Annotated in this window: 23 protein-coding genes and 2 tRNA genes; 8 read left to right on the top strand and 17 right to left on the bottom strand. The window is 67.3% G+C overall.

Annotation, left to right across the window (positions count from 1 at the left end; genetic code table 11):
- The 3 genes from WB508_RS03045 to secD all read right to left on the bottom strand — a co-directional run.
- Window positions 1-220 (bottom strand): DUF6318 family protein (locus WB508_RS03045; RefSeq protein WP_423843403.1); only part of this gene is annotated, 220 nt, incomplete at its 3' end.
- Window positions 221-295: 75 nt separating this feature from the next.
- Window positions 296-820, bottom strand: coding sequence for a TM2 domain-containing protein (locus tag WB508_RS03040; RefSeq protein WP_423843402.1), 525 nt, complete (start codon window positions 818-820; stop codon window positions 296-298).
- Window positions 821-851: 31 nt separating this feature from the next.
- Complete coding sequence (gene secD, locus WB508_RS03035) at window positions 852-3,146, bottom strand: protein translocase subunit SecD (RefSeq protein ID WP_423843401.1); 2,295 nt, start codon at window positions 3,144-3,146, stop codon at window positions 852-854.
- Between the two features lie 441 nt (window positions 3,147-3,587).
- Here secD and WB508_RS03030 point away from each other — a divergent pair, with 441 nt between their 5' ends.
- Both WB508_RS03030 and WB508_RS03025 read left to right on the top strand, forming a co-directional pair.
- Window positions 3,588-4,802: a S8 family peptidase gene (locus WB508_RS03030; protein ID WP_423843400.1), complete on the top strand. Its 1,215-nt coding sequence runs from the start codon at window positions 3,588-3,590 to the stop codon at window positions 4,800-4,802.
- A gap of 58 nt (window positions 4,803-4,860) precedes the next feature.
- Entirely contained in the window at window positions 4,861-5,820 is a 960-nt protein-coding gene (locus WB508_RS03025) for an aldo/keto reductase (RefSeq protein ID WP_423843399.1), read from the top strand.
- 225 nt (window positions 5,821-6,045) lie between these two features.
- On the opposite strand, the gene WB508_RS03020 is transcribed toward WB508_RS03025, so the two are convergent.
- From WB508_RS03020 to WB508_RS03005, 4 genes are all read right to left on the bottom strand, one after another.
- Window positions 6,046-6,636: a hypothetical protein gene (locus tag WB508_RS03020; protein ID WP_423843398.1), complete on the bottom strand. Its 591-nt coding sequence runs from the start codon at window positions 6,634-6,636 to the stop codon at window positions 6,046-6,048.
- On the bottom strand, window positions 6,633-7,799 hold the full coding sequence (locus tag WB508_RS03015) for a serine hydrolase domain-containing protein (RefSeq protein WP_423843397.1): 1,167 nt from the start codon (window positions 7,797-7,799) through the stop codon (window positions 6,633-6,635). Before WB508_RS03015 ends, WB508_RS03020 begins: the two co-directional genes overlap by 4 nt.
- 62 nt (window positions 7,800-7,861) lie before the next feature.
- Complete coding sequence (locus WB508_RS03010) at window positions 7,862-9,070, bottom strand: ribonuclease D (protein ID WP_423843396.1); 1,209 nt, start codon at window positions 9,068-9,070, stop codon at window positions 7,862-7,864.
- Between the two features lie 68 nt (window positions 9,071-9,138).
- Window positions 9,139-9,717 (bottom strand): DUF3000 domain-containing protein, encoded by a 579-nt coding sequence (locus tag WB508_RS03005; protein ID WP_423843395.1) that lies wholly within the window; start codon window positions 9,715-9,717, stop codon window positions 9,139-9,141.
- Between the two features lie 97 nt (window positions 9,718-9,814).
- Here WB508_RS03005 and hemE point away from each other — a divergent pair, with 97 nt between their 5' ends.
- The 3 genes from hemE to hemQ are packed head-to-tail and all read left to right on the top strand — an operon-like array spanning window position 9,815 to window position 12,955.
- Window positions 9,815-10,873: a uroporphyrinogen decarboxylase gene (gene hemE, locus WB508_RS03000; RefSeq protein WP_423843394.1), complete on the top strand. Its 1,059-nt coding sequence runs from the start codon at window positions 9,815-9,817 to the stop codon at window positions 10,871-10,873.
- A 1-nt stretch (window position 10,874) separates the two neighbouring features.
- Window positions 10,875-12,236, top strand: a complete 1,362-nt coding sequence (gene hemG / locus WB508_RS02995; protein WP_423843393.1) for a protoporphyrinogen oxidase — start codon at window positions 10,875-10,877, stop codon at window positions 12,234-12,236.
- Complete coding sequence (gene hemQ / locus WB508_RS02990) at window positions 12,233-12,955, top strand: hydrogen peroxide-dependent heme synthase (RefSeq protein ID WP_423843392.1); 723 nt, start codon at window positions 12,233-12,235, stop codon at window positions 12,953-12,955. Before hemG ends, hemQ begins: the two co-directional genes overlap by 4 nt.
- A 21-nt stretch (window positions 12,956-12,976) precedes the next feature.
- Here the strand turns inward: hemQ and msrB are convergent, their stop codons facing one another.
- Together msrB and WB508_RS02980 are read right to left on the bottom strand one after the other, a co-directional pair.
- On the bottom strand, window positions 12,977-13,381 hold the full coding sequence (gene msrB / locus WB508_RS02985; protein ID WP_423843391.1) for a peptide-methionine (R)-S-oxide reductase MsrB: 405 nt from the start codon (window positions 13,379-13,381) through the stop codon (window positions 12,977-12,979).
- 51 nt (window positions 13,382-13,432) lie between these two features.
- Complete coding sequence (locus WB508_RS02980; RefSeq protein ID WP_423843390.1) at window positions 13,433-13,924, bottom strand: hypothetical protein; 492 nt, start codon at window positions 13,922-13,924, stop codon at window positions 13,433-13,435.
- Between the two features lie 73 nt (window positions 13,925-13,997).
- Here WB508_RS02980 and WB508_RS02975 point away from each other — a divergent pair, with 73 nt between their 5' ends.
- Window positions 13,998-14,834, top strand: a complete 837-nt coding sequence (locus WB508_RS02975) for a PPK2 family polyphosphate kinase (RefSeq protein ID WP_423843389.1) — start codon at window positions 13,998-14,000, stop codon at window positions 14,832-14,834.
- Between the two features lie 142 nt (window positions 14,835-14,976).
- On the opposite strand, the gene WB508_RS02970 is transcribed toward WB508_RS02975, so the two are convergent.
- Together WB508_RS02970 and WB508_RS02965 are read right to left on the bottom strand one after the other, a co-directional pair.
- Complete coding sequence (locus WB508_RS02970) at window positions 14,977-15,732, bottom strand: sirohydrochlorin chelatase (RefSeq protein ID WP_423843388.1); 756 nt, start codon at window positions 15,730-15,732, stop codon at window positions 14,977-14,979.
- A gap of 285 nt (window positions 15,733-16,017) precedes the next feature.
- Window positions 16,018-16,644 (bottom strand): hypothetical protein, encoded by a 627-nt coding sequence (locus WB508_RS02965; RefSeq protein WP_423843387.1) that lies wholly within the window; start codon window positions 16,642-16,644, stop codon window positions 16,018-16,020.
- 97 nt (window positions 16,645-16,741) lie between these two features.
- Here WB508_RS02965 and WB508_RS02960 point away from each other — a divergent pair, with 97 nt between their 5' ends.
- The gene (locus tag WB508_RS02960; RefSeq protein ID WP_423843386.1) at window positions 16,742-17,644 is read left to right on the top strand and encodes a YihY/virulence factor BrkB family protein; all 903 of its coding nucleotides are present in this window, start codon (window positions 16,742-16,744) and stop codon (window positions 17,642-17,644) included.
- 57 nt (window positions 17,645-17,701) lie between these two features.
- Here the strand turns inward: WB508_RS02960 and WB508_RS02955 are convergent, their stop codons facing one another.
- The 3 genes from WB508_RS02955 to WB508_RS02945 all read right to left on the bottom strand — a co-directional run bounded on the left by WB508_RS02955 (window position 17,702) and on the right by WB508_RS02945 (window position 20,853).
- A complete protein-coding gene (locus tag WB508_RS02955; RefSeq protein ID WP_423843385.1) occupies window positions 17,702-18,634 on the bottom strand; it encodes a hypothetical protein in 933 nt (310 codons plus the stop codon).
- 61 nt (window positions 18,635-18,695) lie between these two features.
- Complete coding sequence (locus WB508_RS02950; RefSeq protein WP_423843384.1) at window positions 18,696-19,646, bottom strand: class II glutamine amidotransferase; 951 nt, start codon at window positions 19,644-19,646, stop codon at window positions 18,696-18,698.
- Between the two features lie 133 nt (window positions 19,647-19,779).
- Window positions 19,780-20,853, bottom strand: coding sequence for an NADH:flavin oxidoreductase (locus WB508_RS02945; protein WP_423843383.1), 1,074 nt, complete (start codon window positions 20,851-20,853; stop codon window positions 19,780-19,782).
- Between the two features lie 82 nt (window positions 20,854-20,935).
- On the opposite strand from WB508_RS02945, the gene WB508_RS02940 reads away from it, so the two are divergent.
- Window positions 20,936-22,063 (top strand): adenylate/guanylate cyclase domain-containing protein, encoded by a 1,128-nt coding sequence (locus tag WB508_RS02940; RefSeq protein WP_423843382.1) that lies wholly within the window; start codon window positions 20,936-20,938, stop codon window positions 22,061-22,063.
- A 214-nt stretch (window positions 22,064-22,277) separates the two neighbouring features.
- Here the strand turns inward: WB508_RS02940 and WB508_RS02935 are convergent, their stop codons facing one another.
- From WB508_RS02935 to WB508_RS02925, 3 genes are all read right to left on the bottom strand, one after another.
- The gene (locus WB508_RS02935; protein WP_423843381.1) at window positions 22,278-22,763 is read right to left on the bottom strand and encodes a DUF4333 domain-containing protein; all 486 of its coding nucleotides are present in this window, start codon (window positions 22,761-22,763) and stop codon (window positions 22,278-22,280) included.
- Window positions 22,764-22,998: 235 nt separating this feature from the next.
- Window positions 22,999-23,073 (bottom strand) — tRNA-Val (locus tag WB508_RS02930).
- A 32-nt stretch (window positions 23,074-23,105) separates the two neighbouring features.
- Window positions 23,106-23,176: transfer RNA gene (locus WB508_RS02925), tRNA-Cys, on the bottom strand.
- Between the last annotated feature and the right edge of the window lie 54 nt (window positions 23,177-23,230).

The raw sequence follows: 23,230 nt of genomic DNA, 5'->3' as shown, positions 1-23,230 counted from the left end.
CCCCGGTCGCGGCTGCGTAGTTGGAAACTGTCACCCAGTAGTTGACGAACGCGGCGGCGCCTTCGGGGGAGTCCTCGGACGCCTGGGCGGGCATGGTGGGCGGGGTGGAGGTCGACGAGGGCCGTGTCGCGCTGGTGGGGTCTGGTTCGCGCGGCTGCGGATCACTGGAGCAGGCGGCCAGCGCGAACGCCAGTGCGATGAAGAATCCCCCGAGCTTCATGCGCAGGAAACTACCCCGATCTCTACAAGGTGTCGACACCTGCCGGGTCGGGGTTGTGGACTGCCGGGCTGAGGCTCAGGGGCGCAACGGCAGCCCGTTGGAGTCCTTTGGATCGCCCGCGAGAATGACGATGCCGTCGATGAACGGCCAGAGCGCGCCGATGCCGCACGTCAGGATCGTGACTGCCAGCTGCCCGATCCCCAGGCCAACGTGACCGGCGTACATGCGGCCGATGCCGAGCGGAATCAGGATCTGCAGCAGGCCAGCGACCAGCTTCTGCTTGTCGGAGAACGGCAGGCCTGTCTTGGGGTCGTAGCCGTAGGGGGCCTGCGGGTTGGCTCCGTACGCGAACGGGGCGCCGGGAGGCGCATAACCATAGGGCTGCTGCTGCGCATACGGCTGCGGGCCGGCTGGGGCCTGCCCGTACCCCGGCGGCGGGGGCGCATGGCCGTATCCGGGAGGGGGCTGCGGGCCGTCGCCCGGGTACGGCGGCGGGGTTGGGGCGTCGCCTCCCGGCGGAGGTGGAGGCGGGGTGCTGGCGCCCGGGGACGACGGATCCTGCTCCGGGCCAGGAGAACCGGACTCGGGAGGATTCGTCATGCCGTCACCCTAGTGGAGCCGGGCGGCCGCATCAGAGGATCGGCCCCGTCGCTGAACGGCCATCGTCGATATCCGCGTACGGATCGGCGACCACCGCCTTCTTCTGCGGGTTCATCGGCCAGCGCTCCTCCAGCAACACGGCCAGAGCCGACGCGGTGAAGATCGTCGAGACGATGCCGACACCGAGCCCGATCAACAGGGCGATCGCGAAGTCCTTCAACGAGTCGCCTCCGAGCAGCGCGAGCGCAGCCAGGATGAACATGGCACCGAGGCCGGTGTTCACGGTGCGGGGAATCGTCTGCAGGATGGCCTCGTTCACCACCTCGCGCAGAGGTCGATTCCGGTCACGAGCGGTGTGCTCGCGGATGCGGTCGAACACCACGATGGTGTCGTTGACCGCCAGACCAATGATGGACAGCACTGCAGCGAGGAAAACTCCGTCGATCGGCTTGCCCCACCAGGCGAACGCGCCGACCACGGTCAGCACGACTGACGACATCGACAGCACCGCAGACAGCGCGAAGGTCCACCGGAATCGCCACGCGAGGTAGGCCATCTGTGCCGCGATCGCGATGGCGAAGGCAATCAGCGCTTTGTTGCGCAGCTCTTCGCCCAGGCTCGGCCCGATGAGCTCGTCGCGTTCCTTCGTCACGTCGCCAGCCACCTCGGCGAGCGCCTCTTCGATGGTGAATGCTTCGTCGTTGGTGACGTCGTCGACGCGGACGCTGATGTTCTCCGATTCGCCGTCGCCAGACGATGACTGGACCACGGCTCTGGGGAAGCCAGCCTCCCCGATCGCTTCGCGGGCGACTTCGGGGTCGACGGGCGAAGCGGTCGAGTACTCCAGGACACGGCCGCCGGTGAACTCGACGCCGAGGTCCAGGCCACGGGCCACGATGCCGCCGATCGAGACGACAGCCACGGCCAGCGTCACGGCGATCCACGTGCCGCTGCGCCTCATCAAGTCGGGGCCGTGCTGGTCGAGCCAGACTCGCACTCGGCTCGTGCCGGCGAGACCGCTGATGCCGGGACGGTTCTGGACAAACTTTCGCCCGACTGCCCATTCGCTGAGCACGCGTGCCACGACGAGGGCGGAGATCATCGAGGCGATGACACCGATGGACAGCGTGACGCCAAAGCCCTTGACCGGGCCGGATGCGAAGAAGAACAGCAGTGCGGCAGCGAGCAGGGTGGTGACGTTCGAGTCGAGGATGGCGGTCCACGCCTTGGAGAAGCCGGTCGTCAGCGCGGGCGGAAGGCCGCCGGCCTGTTGCGATGCGTACTCTTCGCGGGCCCGCTCGAAGACCAGCACGTTCGCGTCGATGGCCAGACCGATGGCCAGCACGAAACCGGCCAAGCCGGGAAGGGTGAGAGTGGCCCCGAGCCACAGCAGCATGCCGTAGGCGATGAGGGCGTATGAAGCCAGCGCGAAGGTGGCCATCAAGCCGACCAAGCGGTACACGAACACGATGAAGAGGCCGGTCAGGATGATGCCGATGATTCCAGCCTCGACCGACGCGTCGATCGCGGCTTCGCCGAGCGTTGGTCCGACGGTTCGCTGTTCGATGATCTCGACCGGGACGGGAAGCGCGCCACCCTTGATCAGGATGGACAGATCGCTGGACTCCTCCTGGGTGAAATCGCCGGTGATCGACGTCTGGTTGCCGCCGCCGGTCTGGCACAGCTGGGGCACGACGCCGGGCGACGAGATGACCTTGTCGTCGAGCACGATCGCCACGCGGTTTCCGGCCGCAGGGTTGGCGCAGGCGCTGTCGACCAGCTCGCGCCAGCCGCCCGAGCCCTGACCGTTGAAGTCGATGTTGACGCTCCAGGCGCCGAGAGCCTGCGGGTCTGACACCGCGGCCGCGTCGCCGACACCGTTTCCGTCAAGCAGCGGCGCGCCGAGCAACAACGGTTGACCGGACTCATCTGGCAGCAGCTTCTGTTCGTCCGTCGGCTGGGCTTGCGGGTCGCCGACCGAGAGCACCTCGTGGAACGACAGCTGCGCGGTCTGGCCGATGACCTCTGCCGCCTCCCGGGGGTCCTGCAGACCGGGCAGCTCGACGATGATGCGGCGTTCGCCCGAGCGAGCGATGGTTGGCTCCGCGACGCCGAGCGCGTCCACTCGACCGCGCAGCACATCGCGCGCGCGATCGGTGGACTCGGCGTCGGCCTTGACGCGATCCGAATCCTGGGTCTCGAGAACGATCTGGGTGCCGCCGCGCAGATCCAGTCCCAACCGGGCGGATGTCGTCAGGGTGAGCACGAGGGCGATGGCGATGACGCCAAACGCGGCGACAGCGCGCCACAGTTGCGTACGAGACATGGAAACTTCCAGAAGTTGCCGCCGCTTCTGCGGCGACGGAGGCGGTCGAGGGCTCAGGCGCCCGGTGGGTTGCGTCGTGGCGGGTGTTCTCGACGCAGTTTAGGCATGTGCGTCAGTGTAGGAGACGGCCGCATCCCACCGGTGGAGGATGAGAATCGCCCCGCCGCGTCACCCGGACGAACAGCGAGGCGATAGATACGACCTGAGTCAAGGGCTCATTCCGTGGCGCCATGTTCGACGACTGTCCAGGGCACATGGCCGCGCAGCGTCACGAGATGGCCCGAAGGGACTACGAACCGTGGCGCCTTTGGAACCAGTTGTCGAGCCCTTTCGACCGTCCGGCGTGTCTTGTTGACCCGACGACTCCATGAGCAGCCGATGTGGCGTAACAACGGCCCATGTTCGCGCGTTGATCTACCTGAACGACGGAAGGCGGCTCCAGTGCGCAAGGCATTCGGACAGATCATGGTTTCGGCACTGCTCGGCACGACACTGGTCGCGGCCACCACCTCGACCGCGGCAGCAGCAGACGACGTGGTGCCAGGGCTGGACCGCACGCTGCGGGACCGAGCGGCAGACATCTTGGCCACCGCAACTCCGGGGGAACCCCTCAAGGTCGTGACCACGAGCCGCTCGTCGGCCGGCCCCGACATCTCCACCAACACGGCAACCACGCGATCGCAGGCGCTCGAGTTCATCGTGGAAGGTCTCTCCCGTCCATCCACCATTGGGGTCGACATGGCCCACCCCGTGCAGATTGACGCCTCGAACGACACCCTCCGCAGCAAGCAGTGGGCGCTGACCCGATTCCAGGCCGAAACTGCCTGGAAGACGTCGACCGGCAGCGGCGTCGTCGTTGCCGTGATCGACACGGGGGTCCGGGCAGCGCACCCGGATCTGAAGGGTCAGATCCTCAAGGGCTACGACTTCGTCGAACCAGGAACCTCAGCCGAAGACTCCAACGGTCACGGTACTCACGTCGCCGGAATCATCGCAGCGATCGCCGACAACAGGAGGGGCGTCGCCGGGCTCGCGCGGCGGGCCAAGATCCTCCCCGTGCGGGTGCTCGACAGCTCGGGTTCAGGCGACACCGCAGCGGTGGCCCGCGGAATCGTCTGGGCCGTTGACCACGGCGCCAAAGTGATCAACCTTTCCCTCGGGTCGATGTGGAGCGACTCGGCAGGTCGGGCGGCGGTGGAGTATGCGCAGTCCAAGAACGTGGTGGTGGTGGCAGCTGCCGGCAACGACGGATGCGGCCTTCTGCTCGGCTCGCCGACCTCCTACCCAGCGGCCTACCCGGGTGTCATCGGTGTCGGCGCCATCGATTCCAACGGGTCCACGGCGTCGTACTCCAGCTGCGGCTCGTGGGTCGACGTGGTGGCACCTGGCACCAAGGTCGTCTCGACCATGATCGAAGCCCCGGACCGCGGGCTCGGCTGCCCCAAGACGTACTGCTATCTCTCGGGGACTTCAATGGCGACGCCATACACCGCCGCCGCCGCGGCCCTCAAGATCGCCCGGATCGGCAAGGGTTGGCGCGCTTCCAAAGTCAGCGCGCTCGTGCTGTCGACGGCAGACGACGTGGGACCGCGTGGCCGCGATTCCAGAACTGGCCAGGGAATCATCAACCCACGCCGCCTGCTCGCCGCCCGCTAGGGCGATCGAGAGAAGGGTCGCGTGGGATGGAGCGACCCACGTGCCACATGCTGGATGCATGACCGCTCAGCGCACCATCGGACCGTTGACCGTTCCCTCTGTGGGCATCGGATGCAATGCGTTCGGCACCCGGATCGACGCCGATCGAGTTGGCGCGATCGTCGACGCCGCGATCGAGCACGACGTTCCGTTCTTCGACACGGCTGACACCTACGGAACTGGTCGGAGCGAAGAACTGCTGGGCCAGGCCATTCGCGGTCGCCGTCACGAGGTCGTGATCGCCACCAAGTTCGGCATGGACATGCAGGGCGTCAACGGCGACGACGGCGGACGGCGGGGATCGGCCGCCTACGTGCGCACCGCCGTCGAGGCGAGCCTGCGTCGGCTGGGGGTCGATCACATCGACCTCTACCAGCTGCACACTCCTGACCCGGCCACTCCGATGGTCGAGACGCTCGGCGCCCTCGATGAGCTGGTGCAAGCCGGTACGGTGCGAGCCATCGGATGCTCGAATCTACAGGCGTGGCAGATCGTCGATGCCGACTGGATCGCCCGTCAGTCCGGGGGAGCGGCGTTCGTCACGGCCCAGAACGAGTACTCCCTGTACAACCGCACGGCTGAGGTGGAGCTGACGCCGGCGTGTCTAGACCGGGGCGTCGGGATCCTGCCCTACTTCCCGCTCGCCTACGGGCTGCTGACCGGCAAGTACCGCCGGGGCGAGCCAGCGCCAGCCGGCAGCCGGCTGGAGATCCAGGCGGGCCGGCTGGAGGGAGCGGACTGGGATCGGATCGAGCAGCTGGAGTCGTTCGCGCGACGGCACGACATCTCGACGCTCGAGCTGGCGATCGGTGGTCTGGCCGCCCAGCCCGCAGTGGTCAGCGTGATCGCCGGCGTGACGTCGGCCGAGCAAGTGGCATCCAATGCTGCGGCAGGGGCGTGGACGCCGACGACCGAGCAGCTGGCTGAGCTGGCCGACCTCGGTCGCCCGACGATGTCCTACACGACGTTCGCGCCCTGACATCGGCATGAGGCGACGATCCTCGACCACGCAGAGTCGTCGGACACGAGCATGGACGATGTCGGTGGAAATATTGCGCCGGACCGGGAGCACCTCACGGTGCGTGGCCGCTCGAGGCGGCTTGTGTTGGGACCCGGGGCTGCCGCGGTCCGGCGCTCGCCCAGCCTAACCCCGGTGTGGGCGCACTCGCGGCGATGGCGCCATCGTGTCGGCCGAGCGTGTCGTCTAGTGCAGACCCACGGTGCGTTCGAGGTCCGCTGCCCGCCGCAGCTGGATGGCTGTGTCGACGAGTCGCACTGCGGACCCGGGATCTCCCGAGTCGAGCTGGGCTCGACCAATGCCGACGATGTGCGCGAATGCCGCCGCGCGATCCAGCGTCACGTCGAAGGCGGGGCCGACGATGCCCCGCACCACGGTGTCGACCAGCGTGATGACCTCGGCCGGCCCGGGCGGGTCGACGACTCCAGCCAACACCTCGTGCACGGGCGCGAACGGTTTGCCGATGCCGTACTCGTGGGCTGCGGTCTCGGGATTGCGGTGCACCCAGGTGCGCAGCGCATAGAGTCGCCACAGCGATCCCGCCAGAGTGTCCGCCGGGGCGTGCGCCCACAGCTCCGCGATGGTGGACAGGCCCTCGGTGTCAGCCAGGTGCAGCACGCGGTCCACCAGCTGCTGGTCCGCTTCGTCACGGGGCCCACGCACCAGCAGGGTGGCGATGCGGTGGCCGGCGGCTGCCGTCTCAGCTGGGTCCTCGCGATCAGGCTGGGCCTCGAAATGCGGTTTCCCGGGCATCTGGGGCTTGTGGAAGTCCCTCATGCGATCGCCCGGTCGATTGCCGCGAGGTACGCGTCCGAGCGGCTGTCGCCGCACGGGCGGGTCCGCCGGGGCATGCCCGGAACGGGCTCGAGGATCATCCGATTCATGGCGTAGGCGACGGTCAAGCTCCGCTCGGCGTCGTTGACGACCACCGAACCGCCGAGTCCGCCCCAGTAGCACCGTCGGCCGGGAGCCACCGATGGCATGACGCGCGGCTCCGGCAGCGCCCAGCCCAGTCCGAAGGTGATCGGGACACCGAGCACCAGATCGGTCCCTGACACTTGAGGCTCGAAGATCCGCCCGATGGTGTCAGCAGAGAGCAACCGCACGCCACCCACCTCGCCACCGTGGGAGATGACCGACTGGATGCGAGCGATCGAGCGCGCGTTGCCGTGTCCGTTCGCAGCGGGAACCTCGCAGCGTCGCCATCGTTCGCTGTTGGCCTCGCGCGCCCGCACGAACGGGCCGGTGAGGGTGCGCACGGCAATGCTGTCGGGGTCGATCCCGGCCGAATCCACCGGCAGCGGCCGCGGCGGACTGACCGGTGAGACGCGGTGATCGTGCTCAGCAGCCAGACCGATGTGGAAGTCCGCCCCCAGCGGCGCGGCGATCTCGCGGGCGAACCAGGTGCCGATCGAGTCTCCGGTGATGCGTCGGACCACCTCGCCGACGAGGTGCCCCTGGTTGAGCAGGTGGTAGCCCGAGGCGGTGCCCGGCTCCCACCACGGCGCCTGGGCGGCCAGCATCGCAGTGGACGATGGCCAATCAAACACGTCATCGGGGGTGACCGGTTGGTCCCATCCAGGTACTCCCGACGCATGACTCAGCAGATGGGCGACCGTGACGGACTGCTTGCCGGCCGCGCCGAACTCGGGCCAGTAGTGGGCCACAGGGGAGTCGACGTCGAGCTCGCCCCGATCGACCAGCACCATCACGGCGAGGTTGGCCATGACCTTGGTGATCGACCACACCGGGACGAGGGTGTCGCGTTCCCATGGGACGTGGCCGTCCAGGTCTGCGGCGCCGTGCCAGATGTCGACGACGGTCTTGCCGTCGCGGACCACGCAAAGCGATGCCCCGCGGTCGGAGCCGTCGGTGACGGACTTCTCGAGCAGGTCCGCCACCTCGTCGAAACGAGGGTCGCACGTGCCGGAGACCGTCATGGCGTCAACGGTAACGCCGCGCCGGGTGGTGCGCCGTGTCGCCGGAGCCGAGCTAGCACCCGTTACGAACTGAGTGCATCCGCCAGCTGGGACGCCACGAGGCCCACCTGCCAGCGCCGTGCGCCTTGTTCCTCGAGTGCGTCGACCACGGATCCCTCGGTGACCGTTCCGTCCGTGGTGGGGGGCTCCCAGGCGAGGTTGCGCACGAGCTGCGGAGTGATGAGGTTCTCCGCTGGAAGGTCGTGCGCCTCGCTCAGCGCGACGATCACAGATCGGCAGCGAGCCAACCGTTTGGCGGCTTCAGGATTCTTCTCCGACCACGCGCGTGGCGGCGGCGGGCCGTCAGACCGCAGTCCGGTGGTGGGAAGCTCGGTGTCCGGCAGTGCCAGTCCGCGCTCCACGGCATCGAACCACTCGCTGAGAAAACGGCGGGGCCCACGATTGCGCATGGCCCTCATCTGCTTGAGGTCGCCGACGGTCGTCGGCGCGGTCATGGCGATCTCCATGAGTGCTGCATCCGGCAGGATGCGGCCGGGGGTGGTGTCCCGCGCCTCGGCGATCACGTCGCGGGTCAGCCACAGCTCGCGTACCAGCGCGAGCGAGCGCCGGCCGCGTGCCTTGTGCATGCCGGACGTGCGGCGCCACGGATCGATGCGCTCCGGTGGTCCGGCGAAAGACAGCAGCGCCTCGAACTCCTCGGCGGCCCACTCCCGCTTGCCGGTGGCGGTCAGCTCGTCGTCGATCAGGTTGCGCAGCTCGATCAGGACCTCGACGTCGAGTGCGGCGTAGACCAGCCATGGTTCGGGCAGCGGCCGTGTGGACCAGTCGGCTGCCGAGAACTCCTTGGCCAGGCTGAGTCCCAAATAGTGCTCGACCAGGGACGCGAGACCCACTCGGGGAAGGTTGAGCAGTCGGCCGGCCAGCTCGGTGTCGAACACGGCAGTCGGGCGCAGACCGATCTCAGCCAGGCATGGCAGGTCTTGCGTGGCGGCGTGCAGAATCCACTCGGCGTCGCCGAACGCTGCAGACAGCTCGCTGTGGTCGTCGAAGGCGATCGGGTCGATCAGGTGGATGCCGGACCCCTCGCGGCGCACCTGGAGCAGGTAGGCCCGCTGCGAATAGCGATATCCCGAGGCGCGCTCGGCGTCGAGCGCCACGGGGCCGGTGCCGGCGGCGATCTGCGCACACGCCCGCGTGAGTGCCTCCGGTGTCTCGACGACCGCGGGGAGCGGGTCGCGCAGCTCGAGTCGTGGGAGAACGACCGCGGGCACCTCGTCGGGTGCCGGTTCGTCAGGTGCAGGGTCGTGGGGAGGGGGGACGGCTGCGGGGGAGTCGGGGGTCAACGGCCACCACGCCTGCGCTGGAGAGGGACGACTCCAGGGGCGATCGGGGGGAGTCCTGCGATCGCGCACAACAGGTTGGACCATGCCGCGGCGTGATTGCCCTTCTCGGTCAGCGGGGTCCAGGAAGCGCGGACCTCGATCTGGGCGTCCGAACTGTCTTCGGACATCTGCCCGAAGCTCTCGGACCGAACGACCGTCACGCTGCCACTGGCGGCGCTGTGGTCCGCGTCGTGGGCCTCCAGCGCTTCGATCAACCAGCTCCATCCCACGCTCGGCAGCAGCGGGTCGGCGGCCATGTCAGCGTCGATGTCGGCTCGCGCGAACGTGACGCACCGAAAGGTGCCACCCCACGCGTCGTTGCCCGCAGGGTCGTGCAAGAGGATGAACCGACCGGTGCCCACGTCGTCGGGCCCCACGCGAACATCACCGCTGATCGCGTAGGCGTGCGGGGCGATGCGTTGGGGGGCGGGCATGTCGTCGACGAACACCTCCGGCCGCATCACTGCGTGCTGGACCTGACGCACGGCGTCGGTGAATGCTGCGGGCGCCTGATCTGTCTCGATGCGTGCAACCACCCCATGACTCTATGCTCCGACCGGCGTTTCAGCCCTCCACGACACTCCACTTCATCCTCTGGGCCTTGACGTCGGGGACACCTGAGAGAATGGCGGCATGAGTCTTGAGGCGTCTGCCCGCCTGTCCTCCAGCGCCTTCCTGACCGCTTGTCGGGGTGAGCGACCCGATCATGTCCCTGTGTGGTTCATGCGGCAGGCCGGCCGCTCGCTGCCGGAGTACTTGAAGATCCGCGAGGGCACGAACATGCTCGACTCGTGCTTCCAGACCGAGATGGTCGTCGAGATCACGCTGCAGCCCGTGCGACGCCATCAGGTCGACGCAGCGATCTTCTTCTCCGACATCGTCGTCCCGCTCAAGGCGATCGGCGTGGACCTGGACATCGTGCCCGGAACCGGCCCTGTCGTGGCCGAACCGATCCGCTCGGCCGCCCAGCTCGACCAGCTCCGGGACCTCGAGTCCGACGACGTCGCCTCCGTGCTGGCCGCCGTGTCGGCACTGACCGACGAGCTCGGCCCCACCCCGCTGATCGGCTTCGCCGGCGCGCCGTTCACGCTGGCGTCGTACCTCGTGGAGGGCGGTCCGTCCAAGGACCATCGCCGCACCAAGCAGCTGATGTATTCCGACCCTGAGCTGTGGCACGCCCTGCTGGGTCGCATGGCGCGCATCGCCGGACAGTTCCTGCGCCTGCAGGTGGAGGCAGGGGCGTCAGCGGTCCAGCTGTTCGACTCGTGGGCCGGCACCTTGTCCCGCGCCGACTACCTGACCTACGTCCAGCCGCACTCGGCCGCGGTGCTGGACTCGGTCGCTGACCTCGGCGTCCCGCGCATCCACTTCGGCGTCGGTACTGGCGAGATCCTTGGCGCGATGTCTGACGCGGGCGCCGATGTCGTGGGCGTTGACTGGCGCGTGCCGTTGGACGAGGCGGTCCGCCGGCTTGGCCCGGACGCCATCGTGCAGGGCAACCTTGACCCCACCACGTTGTTTGCTCCCACTGAGGTCGTCCACGCCCGGGCAGCCGAGATCATCGCCCAGGGCGCAGCCGCCCGCGGACACATCTTCAACCTCGGCCATGGGGTGCTGCCAGCAACGGACCCGGACACGCTGACCCGTCTTGTCGACTTCGTGCACCAGCAGCCTGTGCCCGCCAGGTCCTGACGTGACCCCCACGCCGCGCACTGTCGCCGTCATCGGCGGTGGCATCGCGGGACTCGCAGCGGCCCACGACCTCGCAGTCGCTGGGTGCGCCGTCACGGTGCTGGAGACCACCGATCGCGTCGGCGGCAAGCTCCGCATGGGCGAGGTCGGTGGTGTCAGCGTCGACCTGGGCGCTGAGTCGATCCTCGCGCGTCGGCCCGAGGGGCTGGATCTCGTCCGAGACGTCGGACTGTCCGCGTCCACCGAGAACCCGCGCACGCTCTCGGCTTCCATCTGGACCCACGGCGGGCTGCGAACGATGCCGCCGTCGGTGATGGGGGTGCCAGCAGATCTCGCCGCACTGGTCGCGTCGGGCATCGTCTCGCGCTCTCCAGCGGCGAGAGCGGTGCCAGTACCCGACCACGACGTGTCGGTGGCGTCTTTTGTGGAGCAACGTCTGGGTCGCGAGGTCGTGGACCGCATGATCGAGCCGTTGCTGGGCGGCGTCTACGCCGGTCACGCTGATCGATTGTCGCTGCGGGCCACCGCCCCCCAGGTAGAGGCACTGGGACCTGATCTGGTCGCCGGCGCGGCCGCGACGTGGGCCGAACGGGCCGACCGACCACTCTCTCCCGTGTTCTTTGCGCCCACTGGCGGAGTCGGCACCTTGCCTGAGGCCATCGTCGCGGCGGGCAGATTCGACGTCCGCACGGGTGCGACCGTCCGGGCCGTTGAACGCACCGTGGATGGGTGGCGCCTCACGATCGGTCCCACCACCGCCATGGAGGCGTTGGAGGTCGAGGCGATCGTGGTGGCCACGCCAGCGCCGGCCGCAGCACGCCTGCTGCACGACGTCGCACCACGGGCAGCCTTCGCCCTCGCGGGCATCGAGTACGCCAGCGTGGGCATCGTGACCTTCGTGCTCGACGGAGCTTTCGAACCCGAAGGATCGGGGTTCTTGGTGCCCGCGGTCGACGGCACCGCGATCAAGGGCGCCACGTTCTCCAGCTCGAAATGGCAATGGTCGCGCGACGCGGCCGCCGGCCGCACGCTGGTACGCACCTCGATCGGACGAGCCGGGGAGACCTTGCTGCTGCAGCACGACGACACCACCCTGATCGACCTCGCCCGCGCTGATCTGGCCGCGGCGACCGGCTCGGTGGGTCACGTCGTCGACGCGCTGGTGCACCGATGGGGCGGCGCACTGCCGCAGTACGACGTGGGTAACCTCGACGTCGTCGACACCATCGAGCGAGATGTCGCGTCGGTCGAAGGTCTGGAGATCTGCGGTGCTGCCTACAGGGGTGTGGGCATCCCGGCCACCATTGGCACAGGTCGGGCCGCTGCCGCGCGATTGCTTGCACGGGAGACAATGGACGCGTGACCACGATTGCGAACAAGGGCAAGCTTGCCAAGGAGATCAACGAGACCATCCGGTACACGATGTGGTCGGTGTTCAGACTCGATCGCGTGTTCGGCGAGCCGGGCGATGGCGGCGCCGATCGATCTGCCGAGGCGGCCGAGGTGGACGAGCTCATCGCATCGCTGGCCACCGATGACGTCGTGGTGCGTGGCCTGTATGACGTCAGCGGGATCCGCGCCGATGCTGACCTGATGGTCTGGTGGCACGCCGAGGACAGCGGGCAGCTGCAGGACGCCTACAACCGATTCCGGCGCACGGCGCTCGGCTCGCGCATGGCGCCGGTGTGGTCACAGCTGGCCCTGCACCGCCCCGCCGAGTTCAACCGGTCGCACATTCCGGCCTTCATGACCGATGACGCCGTGCGCCGCTTCGTGTGCGTGTATCCGTTCGTCAGGTCCTACGAGTGGTACCTGCTGCCCGATGACGAGCGTCGCGAGATGCTCAAGGAGCACGGCATGCAGGCACGGCCCTACCCCGACGTGCGCGCCAACACCGTGGCGTCCTTCGCGCTCGGAGACTACGAATGGATGCTGGCCTTCGAGGCTGACGACCTGCACCGCATCGTGGACCTCATGCGCGACCTGCGGGCCAGTGGAGCCCGTCGCCACGTGCGCGAGGAAGTCCCGTTCTACACCGGCGAGCTGCACACCGCGGCCGAGCTCACCTCGCGCTGGCCCTGATCCCGGGCGATGCGGGCGGCGTCAGTCTGGGGTCTGGGTGAGCGTGATGCCGTTGATGCAGAAGCGCTGGTCGGTGGGGGTGTCGAAACCTTCACCCTCGAACACGTGACCCAGGTGAGAACCGCAGGTGGCGCAGCGCACCTCCACCCGCGTCCGGCCGAACATGGAGCGGTCCTCGATGTACTCGACTCGGTCTTCGGCCATCGGTGAGTAGAAGGCGGGCCACCCGCAGTGCGCGTCGAATTTGGTGTCGCTGCGGAACAGCTCGGTCGAGCAGGCGCGACACGAGTACACCGCCGGCGTCGTGTCGGTCTCGAAGGATGAGGAGAACGGGCGTTCAGTGCCGGCTTTGCGGAGCACCTGGTACTCCTCGGCGCTCAGCTCGTCCTTCCACTCGGCGTCCGTCTTCTCCACGTCATAGGCCATGGGTCAAGCCTACGGCGGCGGCCACAAAGTCGCCCGACGCAGCAGACCAGGTCAGCGCTGGGCGTCGAACGGAACGTGCTCGAGCAGGTGCAGTGTCGGCACGTCCAGGGCGCGCTTGGCCCGAGACGTCCAGTCCATCTGGAAGAACTCCTTCACCACGTGGGACTCGGTGAGGATGATGACCTCGCTGGATCCTGTCCGTGCGACGAGCTCCTTGAGCTGGTCAATCGGATCAAGGTCCGTCAGCTGCGTGGACGTCTGCTGTCCGCGGGCGGTCAACAAGGCGGCGCTGGCGTCAAGCTCGGCCTGACCTGCGCGCATCACCTCGTGCTGGACCTCCTCGACCGTGCCGGGGTCGGGCATGGCCGCAATCTGGCCGCCACCGATGGCGCTCATCGAGGAGGTGAGTATCGCGGTCGAGTTCTCGACCGGCAACAGCAGGTGATACCGCACCGTGTCCTCGAGGCCCTCGTGCAGTGCGATGATCTGGTCGGCGTCGAGGTCCTCGAGCTGGCGCTCGATGAGCAGGGCTACGTCATACATGGGGCTCACGGTACGCGGTTCTGCGCCGGATCGGGCGAGGGTGGACAGGACTGTTGCATCGTAGGCTGCCGCCATGCCTTCGCTCTCCGCTCAGCTGACCACCTCCGGGCCCATCGACGTGGCGCTGCTCGATTCACGGGCGACCACGGGATTTGATGGACACAAGGCCGATGCGGCCGATGCCATGGCCGCGCTGGGCAAGGAGTTGTCGGACCTTCAGGAGCGACTGTTCGCCCAGGCGCGCGCAGAGGTGGGCACGCGCCGCGTGCTGCTGGTGATGCAGGGCATGGACACGTCCGGCAAGGGTGGCATCATCCGGCACGTGGCCGGACTGGTCGACCCGCAGGGCCTGGCGATCACGGCGTTCAAGAAGCCGACCCCCGAGGAGCTGGAGCACGACTTCCTGTGGCGTGTCGAGCGGGCGCTGCCCCAGGCCGGCGAGATCGGGATCTTCGACCGCTCGCACTACGAGGATGTGCTGATCGCGCGAGTGCGAGAGCTGGCGCCCGCTGGGGAGATCGAACGACGCTACGAAGCGATCAATGATTTCGAGAGATCGTTCGTCGATGGTGGCGGCACCCTCGTCAAGTGTTTCCTGCACATCAGTCCCGATGATCAGAAGGAACGGCTCGGCGAGCGACTCGACAACCCCGACAAATTTTGGAAGTACAACCCGGGAGACGTGGACGAACGGCTGCTCTGGTCGGACTACGCCGCGGCCTACAACGTGGCTCTTGAACGCTGCTCGACTGACACGGCCCCGTGGCACGTGGTGCCGAGCGGCCGCAAGTGGTACCGCAACTGGGTGGTGGCCACCCTGTTGGCAGAAGCCCTGCGCTCCATGGATCTGCAGTGGCCTGCGGCTGATTTCGACGTCGATGTCGAGAAGGCTCGGCTGGCCGCCAGCTAGGGTCCTTCGCTGCGGAGATGGCCTCGAGGGCTAGCGCCCTGACTCCACTGCCGCAGCACCGCACGGGGTGCCGGGCCGCGGATCCGTGCGACGAATCGCTCACGTCACGTAGGAGGCTGCTGAAGCCTCGACATGACGTGATTCAGACGGCCCACGCATCCAGCGGAACCAGGCTCACCGCACCCACGGCATAGCGCGCCAGGACCGCGCGAGCGATCTCGGCGTCGGCGCCCAGAGGTGCTGCGACCGCGATGGCTCCGGCCTCGGTGGCCAGCTCCGTCACCCGGTCGGTGTGGTGGTCCGGCGCGAGAAACAGCAGGCCGACCGCGATGTGACGCCGTCCGTCGGCGCGGTGCGCGCGCACTGCTTCGCCAGCCGCCGGGGGAGCGGCTGTCGCGAAGGCCGCGATGGTGGGCAGTCGGTGCTGGTTGCCCCAGGCGCGTGCGGCCCGCGAGATGGCGGACTGCACCAACGGGTCACTCGATCCCTCGCCGGCGAGCACCAGTCCATCGAGCTCGCGCACCCGGCGCAGCGACAACGCCTCGCGCAGGCGCTGGTCAAGCACCTGCAGGAAGGCGCCTTCGATGCCCAGCACCTCGGTGACGTGGACCAGAACCCCGTCGTGGCGGTCCGCTGCTGCGGCCGCAGCGGCGGCGGCGGCCGCGGTGATGTCCTGGTCGGCGGTGAACAACAGTGGAATCACGACGATCTCGCGATGCCCCTCGACCACGAGGCGATCGACCGTGGACTTCAAGGTGTTCGCACGGCCGAGGGACGCGCTCGTGACGCGCAGGTCGGGACGGATTCGGCCGATCAGGGTGGTCAGTGCCGCGACGGTGTCAGCCGTGCGCGGGTCGTGCGTGTCGGGTGCCAAGGCGATGAGTGCCGGTGCAGTCATGATGATCCTCACGGGGGAGGGCTCGCGGCGGTCCGGACGCTGGTCGGGAGATGTCGCCGCGCGCCGGGGAGATGGGGTCGTGGGTGCGCGATGAATTCAGCGACACATCATGCTGCTGGCGCGACCGAGATCGACGTGGAGACGTTCCACGAGTCGAAGGTGCTGTGCGGCGAGCATGTAGTCAGTGTGCGTGCACCCGGAGGCCCACACAAGAATCAATCTCGAATAGTGAGATTCCCGTCCAGCATGTGAGAACTGTGCCGGGATGGCATCGAATTTGAGTGGTCAGTCCGCGGCCGGAATCAAGAATCCGACGATCCACCCTCCGACAGCGGCCGCGAGCAGGCCAGATCCGGCGGCCACGAGGGCAACGTCCCACGCCAACAGATCGGCCGCCGCGAGTCCCAGAACGACTGATGGGGAGAACGTGCCGATCAGTCCGAGAGGGAGGATGCCGCCGGCCACGGCGACCGGCACGGCCGCCAGGGCGTCGGGGCCGGAGGCATCCAGGGCCAGCGTTGACCATGCGCCAACGAGACCAACGATCGCTGCACCAACGCCGGCGATCACGAGGTCATCGGCGTCGAAGAGCAACGGATCGCCCCATCGATCGCCGAGTCCGAGCGCGGCGACGCCGCCCAGCACCGCGCCCAGCACGTGCGCAGTCCAGGTCGGGAGCAGCGTTGACCAGCTGCGACGGCCGACGGCGGCGAGCGTCGTGGCAGACGCGGGGTTGGCGAGTCCGAGCACTGGGTGATCGTCGTCGGCGTGCAGTCGCGCGTACCACGTCAACAAGACAGTGACAGCGGCAACGGCGATGACTGCCAAGGCGGGATCACTGGCCCTCAGAGCGGCAGCCGTGACGATCGTGATGAGCGCCGACATCGCAGCACTCAGGCCAAGGAGGCGCATCAGACCCCCGTCCGGGCGGTCGGGAGTGGTCCAACTCGTACGGGGGAACGGGTCTCGCCTGTGCGGGCGCAGTCATCCATGTCGCTACCGTAGGGGCATGGTGGCCGGCGCGGTAGATCGACCGTGGTCTGTGGCGTTGGTTCGCAGCTGGCTCGCGCGGATCATCACGCGCACGGTCTCGAGTTGTTTCCGCTACCGCGTGACAGGTCTGGCGGCTGAAGCCGCGTTCTTCGCGATCTTGTCGCTGCCGCCTCTCGTGTTCGGCCTGGCGGGCACCATCGGCTTCATCGCCGAGCGTTACGACGTGACGCAGGTCGACGTGCTCCGCGGACGAGTCATCGATCTCGCCTCGCAGGCGCTGACCCCCGACACGGTGGAGGAGATCATCACGCCGACCCTGAACGACGTGCTCGGGTCGGGCCGCATCGATGTCATCTCGATCGGCTTCGTGCTGGCGCTCTGGTCCGGATCGCGCGCGCTCAACGTCTTCATCGACACCATCACGATCATCTACGGCATGGGCGGACGCCGAGGCATCGTGAAGACTCGGGCGTTGTCGTTTGCGATGTACGTCATCGCGCTCGTCGTGGGCATCGCGTTGGTGCCACTGGTGCTGGCTGGCCCGGAGGTTGCGGCCAGCCTGCTCCCCGATCGCCTGGAGATGTTCCGATCGCTGTACTGGCCCGCCGTCTTGATGCTGTCGGTGGGATTCGTGGCGACGCTGTACCACTTGGCGGTGCCTGTGCGGCGGCGCTGGCGCATGGCTCTGCCGGGCGCCACCTTCACCTTGCTGATGTGGATCTTCGGCAGCTACTTCGTGCGGTGGGCCCTCGGATTCTCCACCGGCGGCACATCAATCTACGGGCCGCTCGCCGCACCGATCGCGGTTCTGCTGTGGCTGTACGTCATCTCGATCGCGGTGCTCATCGGAGCGGCGATCAACGCCGCCATCGACAGCGGGGTGGAGCACGACTCCGGCAGGGAGGCTCAGGCCGCATGACCGACGAACGCGACCGGGTCGGCGACCCTCGCAGGAAAGCCCACCTCGTAGCGTCGCTCAGCCCTCCCACGGCCACGTGATCGCGGCGGATGCCACGACCACAGGCACGACGACCCACACCGCGATCAGCAGGACGGTCGCGACAGTGGCGAACAGCTTGGAGTGGTCGTGCGGTGGGCTGCCGGCCGATCCGATGACTTCGTAGAGCGCCTTCACGCTCGCGTCGAGAGCGATGCGCGTCCGGCGTCGGGCGATGCCGGCGGCCTTGAGGATGCACCAGAACGCGACGAGGCCCAGAACGAGGAATGCCGCGGAGAACAGGTAGCGGCTCCAGTCCGCGTTGAACGACGAGCGAATCACCGACAGGGTCCCGGAAATGGCAGCGCCGCCGACCAAGAAGGCGGGCAGCGGGAGGCTGGACTTGTTCAAATCGGCGACGAAGGCGTCCATCTGGGTGCGCGCTCGCGCGAGCATCACCTGCTGAGGGCTGTCGGTGGCCGAGTTCGCCTCCCGCAGCGCGTACAGCTGACGCACGTCCCGGATGAGGCGCTTTTGGTGGTTGCGGACGATCGCCGTGGTGAGGAGCTGCACGACCTGGGCGGCGGGTCGGCGCGCAATGGCCCACACCGGCAGCACCGACGGCGGCCTGGCGCCGTTGCGGTCGAAGACCTCGAGTGCTCTGACGGCACGTCGGTGAGCCTCGCTGAATCGCTCAGGATGCGCGATTGGCTCTGTGCTGCTGAGCTCGGTGATCATTTGCTGCTCGACCAGTCCGTGGGTGCCGAAGGTCTCGAGTGCACTGTCGAAAGCGGACATGTCGTGCTCGCTGAGCAGGGCAAGACTGTCGAGCCGAGATGACAGCTGATCGATCAGGAGATGGCTTCCACCGCCGGCATCGAACGCCGTCGCGACTGCGTCGGTCCTGCGTGACTCGACCTCCGCGTCCGGTATCACCGGAGCGGCTGGCTGCTCGATCTCGCCCGCCGTCATAGGGAAAAAGATAGACCCATCCAGCTATCGACGGAAGGATGGTAAGAGCCCGCACACCTCGTCACACGTCCAGTGTCCGGACCGTCCGCCGCACGGTCTCGTCGGCGCGCTCCAAAAAGACGATCTCGCCGAACTCGAGGTGCATCCAGTCCTCGATGCTCTCGGTGAGCGGCTCGGAGGCGAAGATCGCGGACGTCGCCTCGTCGCCCGAGGTGACGTCGAGGTCGTACGTTCCCTCGTGATCTTGAAAGTTCGTCCCCATCAGCACGTACATCGGCTCGAGCAGCATCGACTTCGCATGATCGTCCGTGCCAGGCCCGGACTTTCGCAGTTCTCGCCAGTCTCCGGATGGGTGAGTCTCTCCGTCGTGCCCCGCGCCGAAGTTGACCCCGATGACCCGGTCCAGCGACACGAGGCCGATCTTCAGCTTGGTCAGTGCCACCAGATCAAGAGTGCGCATGGCATCGAGAACGAGCGTCAACATCCGTTCGAAGCCGACCTGCACGTCGTCGTCGCTGTCGCCTTCAAGAAGGGAGAGCAGGAGGACGTACAAGAATTCGGTGTCAGTGGTGCCTCGCATCTGTTCGAGAAACTCGTCCTTGATGTGAGGCAGCAACTCCCTTTGCAAGATTTGCCAGTGCGGCAGCGCACCGTTCTGGGCAATGATCCACGGGGTCTTCTCATACGAAAATGGGTGGCAGTTCTCGTCAGTCAGGACGACGCCGGCGTTGTAGGAGGCGGCCCGGACGTGCGCCAGCAGCGTGCTCGCCTGGAGGCTCGGGATGATTCCCTCGACGTTGTCGTCGTAGAACGCCGCCATCGGCCGCCGATACAGCAACGGCTCCTCGGGCTTCAGGAGGTGCTCGCCCCACGCCCCGAATCCCCACCCGGCGAGCTGGAGCTCGGGGTGGAGCTCGGGATCAAGCGTCTGGTTGATGAGACTGTTCTCCGGCGTCAGGAGCAAGCTCTCGACTGGAATCTCTGGGCCGATGTAGGCGAGAACGCGGCACATGGGTGTTCCTCACTTGATCCGTCACGGAATCAGATTCGCTTCATCTCACGTGGCATGAAGGGGCGACCGTCTCAGCATGGTCTGCTCGAGAAGATCGGCAAGTCGACGCGAGTCGTAAACTCGCCGGACCGCGTCAGGCGATGAACCCGGCCCAGCCGGCATCGAGATACTCGATGAACGTGGGGCTCACGGACTCGGCAGCGAGGTGCTCGCGAGTGACCGGCTGGGCTTTGCTGGCGAACGCGGCGTCAGCAATGGCCTGCTGAGCGAAGTCGTGGTGAACGATCGCACCCATGCCGACCGACACGAAGTCGGCCCCCTTGTCCAGGCACCAAGCGGCGTCCGTGGCGGAGAGAATTTTGCCGGCCACGCCCAGGCGGGTCCCGCCGCGCGGGAGATCGGTGAAGTGCTCGATCAGCAGCCCCTCATGTCCAGCGCCGCGCGGCTCCATGAAGACGTTCCACAATGACATGTCGAGGTAGTCCAGCAGACCGCTGTCCAGGACCTGCCGCGCCACTTCGCGGCCCTCGGGCACGGTGATGCCGAATCCCTCCGGCGTGAGGCGCAGGCCAAGCTGGAGGGCGGGGCCGGTGGCTGAGCGGATGCCCTCAAGGATCTCCATCAGCATCCGGGCGCGATTCTCCAGCGAGCCGCCGTACTGGTCCGCACGCTGGTTGTGCCGGCCGTCCAAGAACTGGCCCACCAGGTAGCCGTGCGCACCGTGCACCTCGACCCCGTCGAATCCTGCCTCCTCAGCGCGAACGGCGGCGGCGACGAAGGAGGCCACCGATTCCTCGACCTCGGCGGTCGTCATCGCCACGGCATTCTTGTCCGGGTCGTTCCACGGGCACTGGTTGGGTCGCCCGCTCAAGGCAGGGTCGGCGCGCCGGCCGCCGTGGTGGAGCTGAACTGCCGACCGTGCCCCGGTGGCACGAAGCCCTCGCGCGAGCCGGGTGAGCCCGGGCAGGTGCGCGTCGCTGGCGATCCCAAGCTGTCCGGCCCAGGCCTGACCGGCCGGCACGACGTACGTCGCACAGGTCATGACCAGCCCGAATCCGCCGCGTCCTCGAGCCTCGAGCCACAAATACTCCTCGTCGGACAACGTGCCGTCCGCGTGGCTCTGGGTGTTGGTGAGCGGCGCGAGCGCGACGCGGTTGCACCAGTCCGGTCCGTGGTCGAAGGTCAGGGGATCCGCGAGCGTGGTCATCACGTGACATCATGCCGTGCGATGCGCAGACCGGTTCCGCCGGTCGTTGCCGGGCAGGGTGCTCGTCCGGCACAGTGCGTACATGGAGGAGGAACATCTGCTGGCGGGTGCACCGGACGTCGCCGTGCGGCAGGCACTGGTGGCCCACCTGCGAGGTGCAGGCTTCGAGGATCTGCTGTTGAGTCAAGCCGCCAAGCGTGGCCGGCTGTACGCCCTGGAGGGCGACCAGATGATTCGGCCCGGCGCCACGACGTTGACGATCGCCGATGTGGCATCGCGACTGGGTCAGGAGACGGCCGTGACGACGCGACTGTGGCGTGCTCTGGGGCTCGAGGAGCCCGTGCTTGATGAGCCGGTCGCCACTGAAGAAGAGGCCGCTGCCCTGGCCGTGTGGCCGCTCATCGCGCAGCTCGTCGGCGAGTCGCAGGCCCTGGCGCTGGCTCGGGTCCAGGGTGCCGCGGTGTCGCGCATGTGCGAGGCAGTGGCCTCGACGATGGTGGAAGCTGTCCCGGAGATCGACCTGCTGCACAGTCCCGATGAGCTCGCCACGTCGCATGCCTTCGCCCTCGCCGCCTCGCTCATGCCTCAGGTCGTCGAGATGATCGAGATGACCTTCCGCCACCACCTGTTGTCGGCGACACGTCACTTCGAGCAAGCCCATGCTCCAGAGGGATTTGGGCTCCACGGCGTGCCATGGTGCGTCAGCTTCGCCGATCTGTGTGGCTTCACAGCGGCCACGGGGCGGCTCGATGCTGATGCCCTGCACTCCTTGCTGGGGCTCTTCGAGAGCATCGCGCACGACGAAGCCGCGGCGGCGGGAGTTCGTTGCGTGAAGCTGATCGGGGACGCCGCGATGTTCGTGGGGGCGTCGCCCGACGGCATTGCGCAGGCGTCGCACGGTCTCATCGCGCGGCTGGCGGAACTCGATGCCGTTCTCGCCGTCCGAGTCGGCATGGCCGCCGGTGATGTGATCGTCCGAGCGGGCGACTACTTCGGGCCGGCGGTGAATCTGGCGGCACGGCTCCTTGAACTGGCCGAGCCGGGGGAGGTGTTGTCAGAGTCAGTTCTGACCCAGCAGCTCGGAGATCTGTGGGAGGTCGAGGCGCGTGAGGCGCGCCACGTCAAGGGCATCACCGAGCCGGTGGTGCCGTACGCGGTCCGAGCGCGTGCCGCCAGTGGCACCGGCACCGCTGGGGATGTGTTGGCATGACCTCTCCGGCGACACCATGAGTCGGGCGGGCGAGTGGCAGCTTATTCGTTGCCCGTCAGCGGCAGACCGTCCAACATCGAGCACCTTTCAGCCGTGTCTCGCCGACGGGAGGGTGTCTCCGTGTCGCGCGGTCGGCCCGACCTCGACAAACGAAGCGAAGCCCCGCGGACCATCAGGAGATGGCGCGCGGGGCCTTGGGCTTGAGCTTGATCTGTCAGTCGTATTCGGCGGCGCTTTCGAACCCGCCGTCATCGGTGAGCGTGATTGTCATCGTTCCTGTGTCGCCCTCTTCGTCCTCGAAGGAGCATTCAGATCCGTCTTCGATCGGGTCCTCGCACTCGACTGAGGCCAGTGCCTCATCTTCGTTCAACAGGTAATCTGCAACTTGGCCTGAGGCATTGGTGGCAATGGCCAGGGAGTACTTGTCCTCATTCTCGATCTCGAAGGTCACGACACCCTTCGAGCCGTCTTCCACGACGTAGTCGCAGTCGAACGTTTCCCCGACGGCGTACTCGACATCCTCTGGGCATGCCACCGAATCGATGGCCATCTCGGATCCAGCGAGCTCCGGGATCTTCTCTGTTGCTTGCTTTTCTGCGTCGGCTGCGTCGACGGTTGATCCGCAAGCAGACAAGGCGAGACAAGCGGTCAAGGCGGCGGTGAATGAAATGGCGCGACCAAAGGTCGCTCGTGTGGTCATCGCTGCAATCTAGGGTCAAAGGGTCCTCGCGGACGCGTTTGATCCAATGATCATCCCTAGTAACTAGGTGTTACTAGTCCCCGTCGACCATCCCGATGTGCAGGGCGGGCCGAGGATCGAGGAGGCAGACGCCGGCTGAGCCTCGATCTTGAGAGCAGCCGTGGAAGACGGCTGACTTCGCTACGAGGACGTGTACCCAGGAGCAGAAAAGCCCCGGTTTCCCGGGGCTTTTCGTTGGTGGGCGATACTGGGATCGAACCAGTGACCTCTTCCGTGTCAGGGAAGCGCGCTACCGCTGCGCCAATCGCCCGTCAGGGCTCGTGCTGTCGTGCTGATGCTGCGAGGTGGGTACGGGATTCGAACCCGTGTGCACGGATTTGCAGTCCGTTGCCTCTCCTCTCGGCCAACCCACCGCTGGATGGGTTACGAGACCCGCTCCGAGCGGACGACGGGATTCGAACCCGCGA

It is taken from the genome of Aeromicrobium sp., from assembly GCF_049586495.1.
Classification (GTDB): Bacteria; Actinomycetota; Actinomycetes; order Propionibacteriales; family Nocardioidaceae; genus Aeromicrobium.
This window is presented reverse-complemented; position numbering and strand designations above follow the sequence as displayed.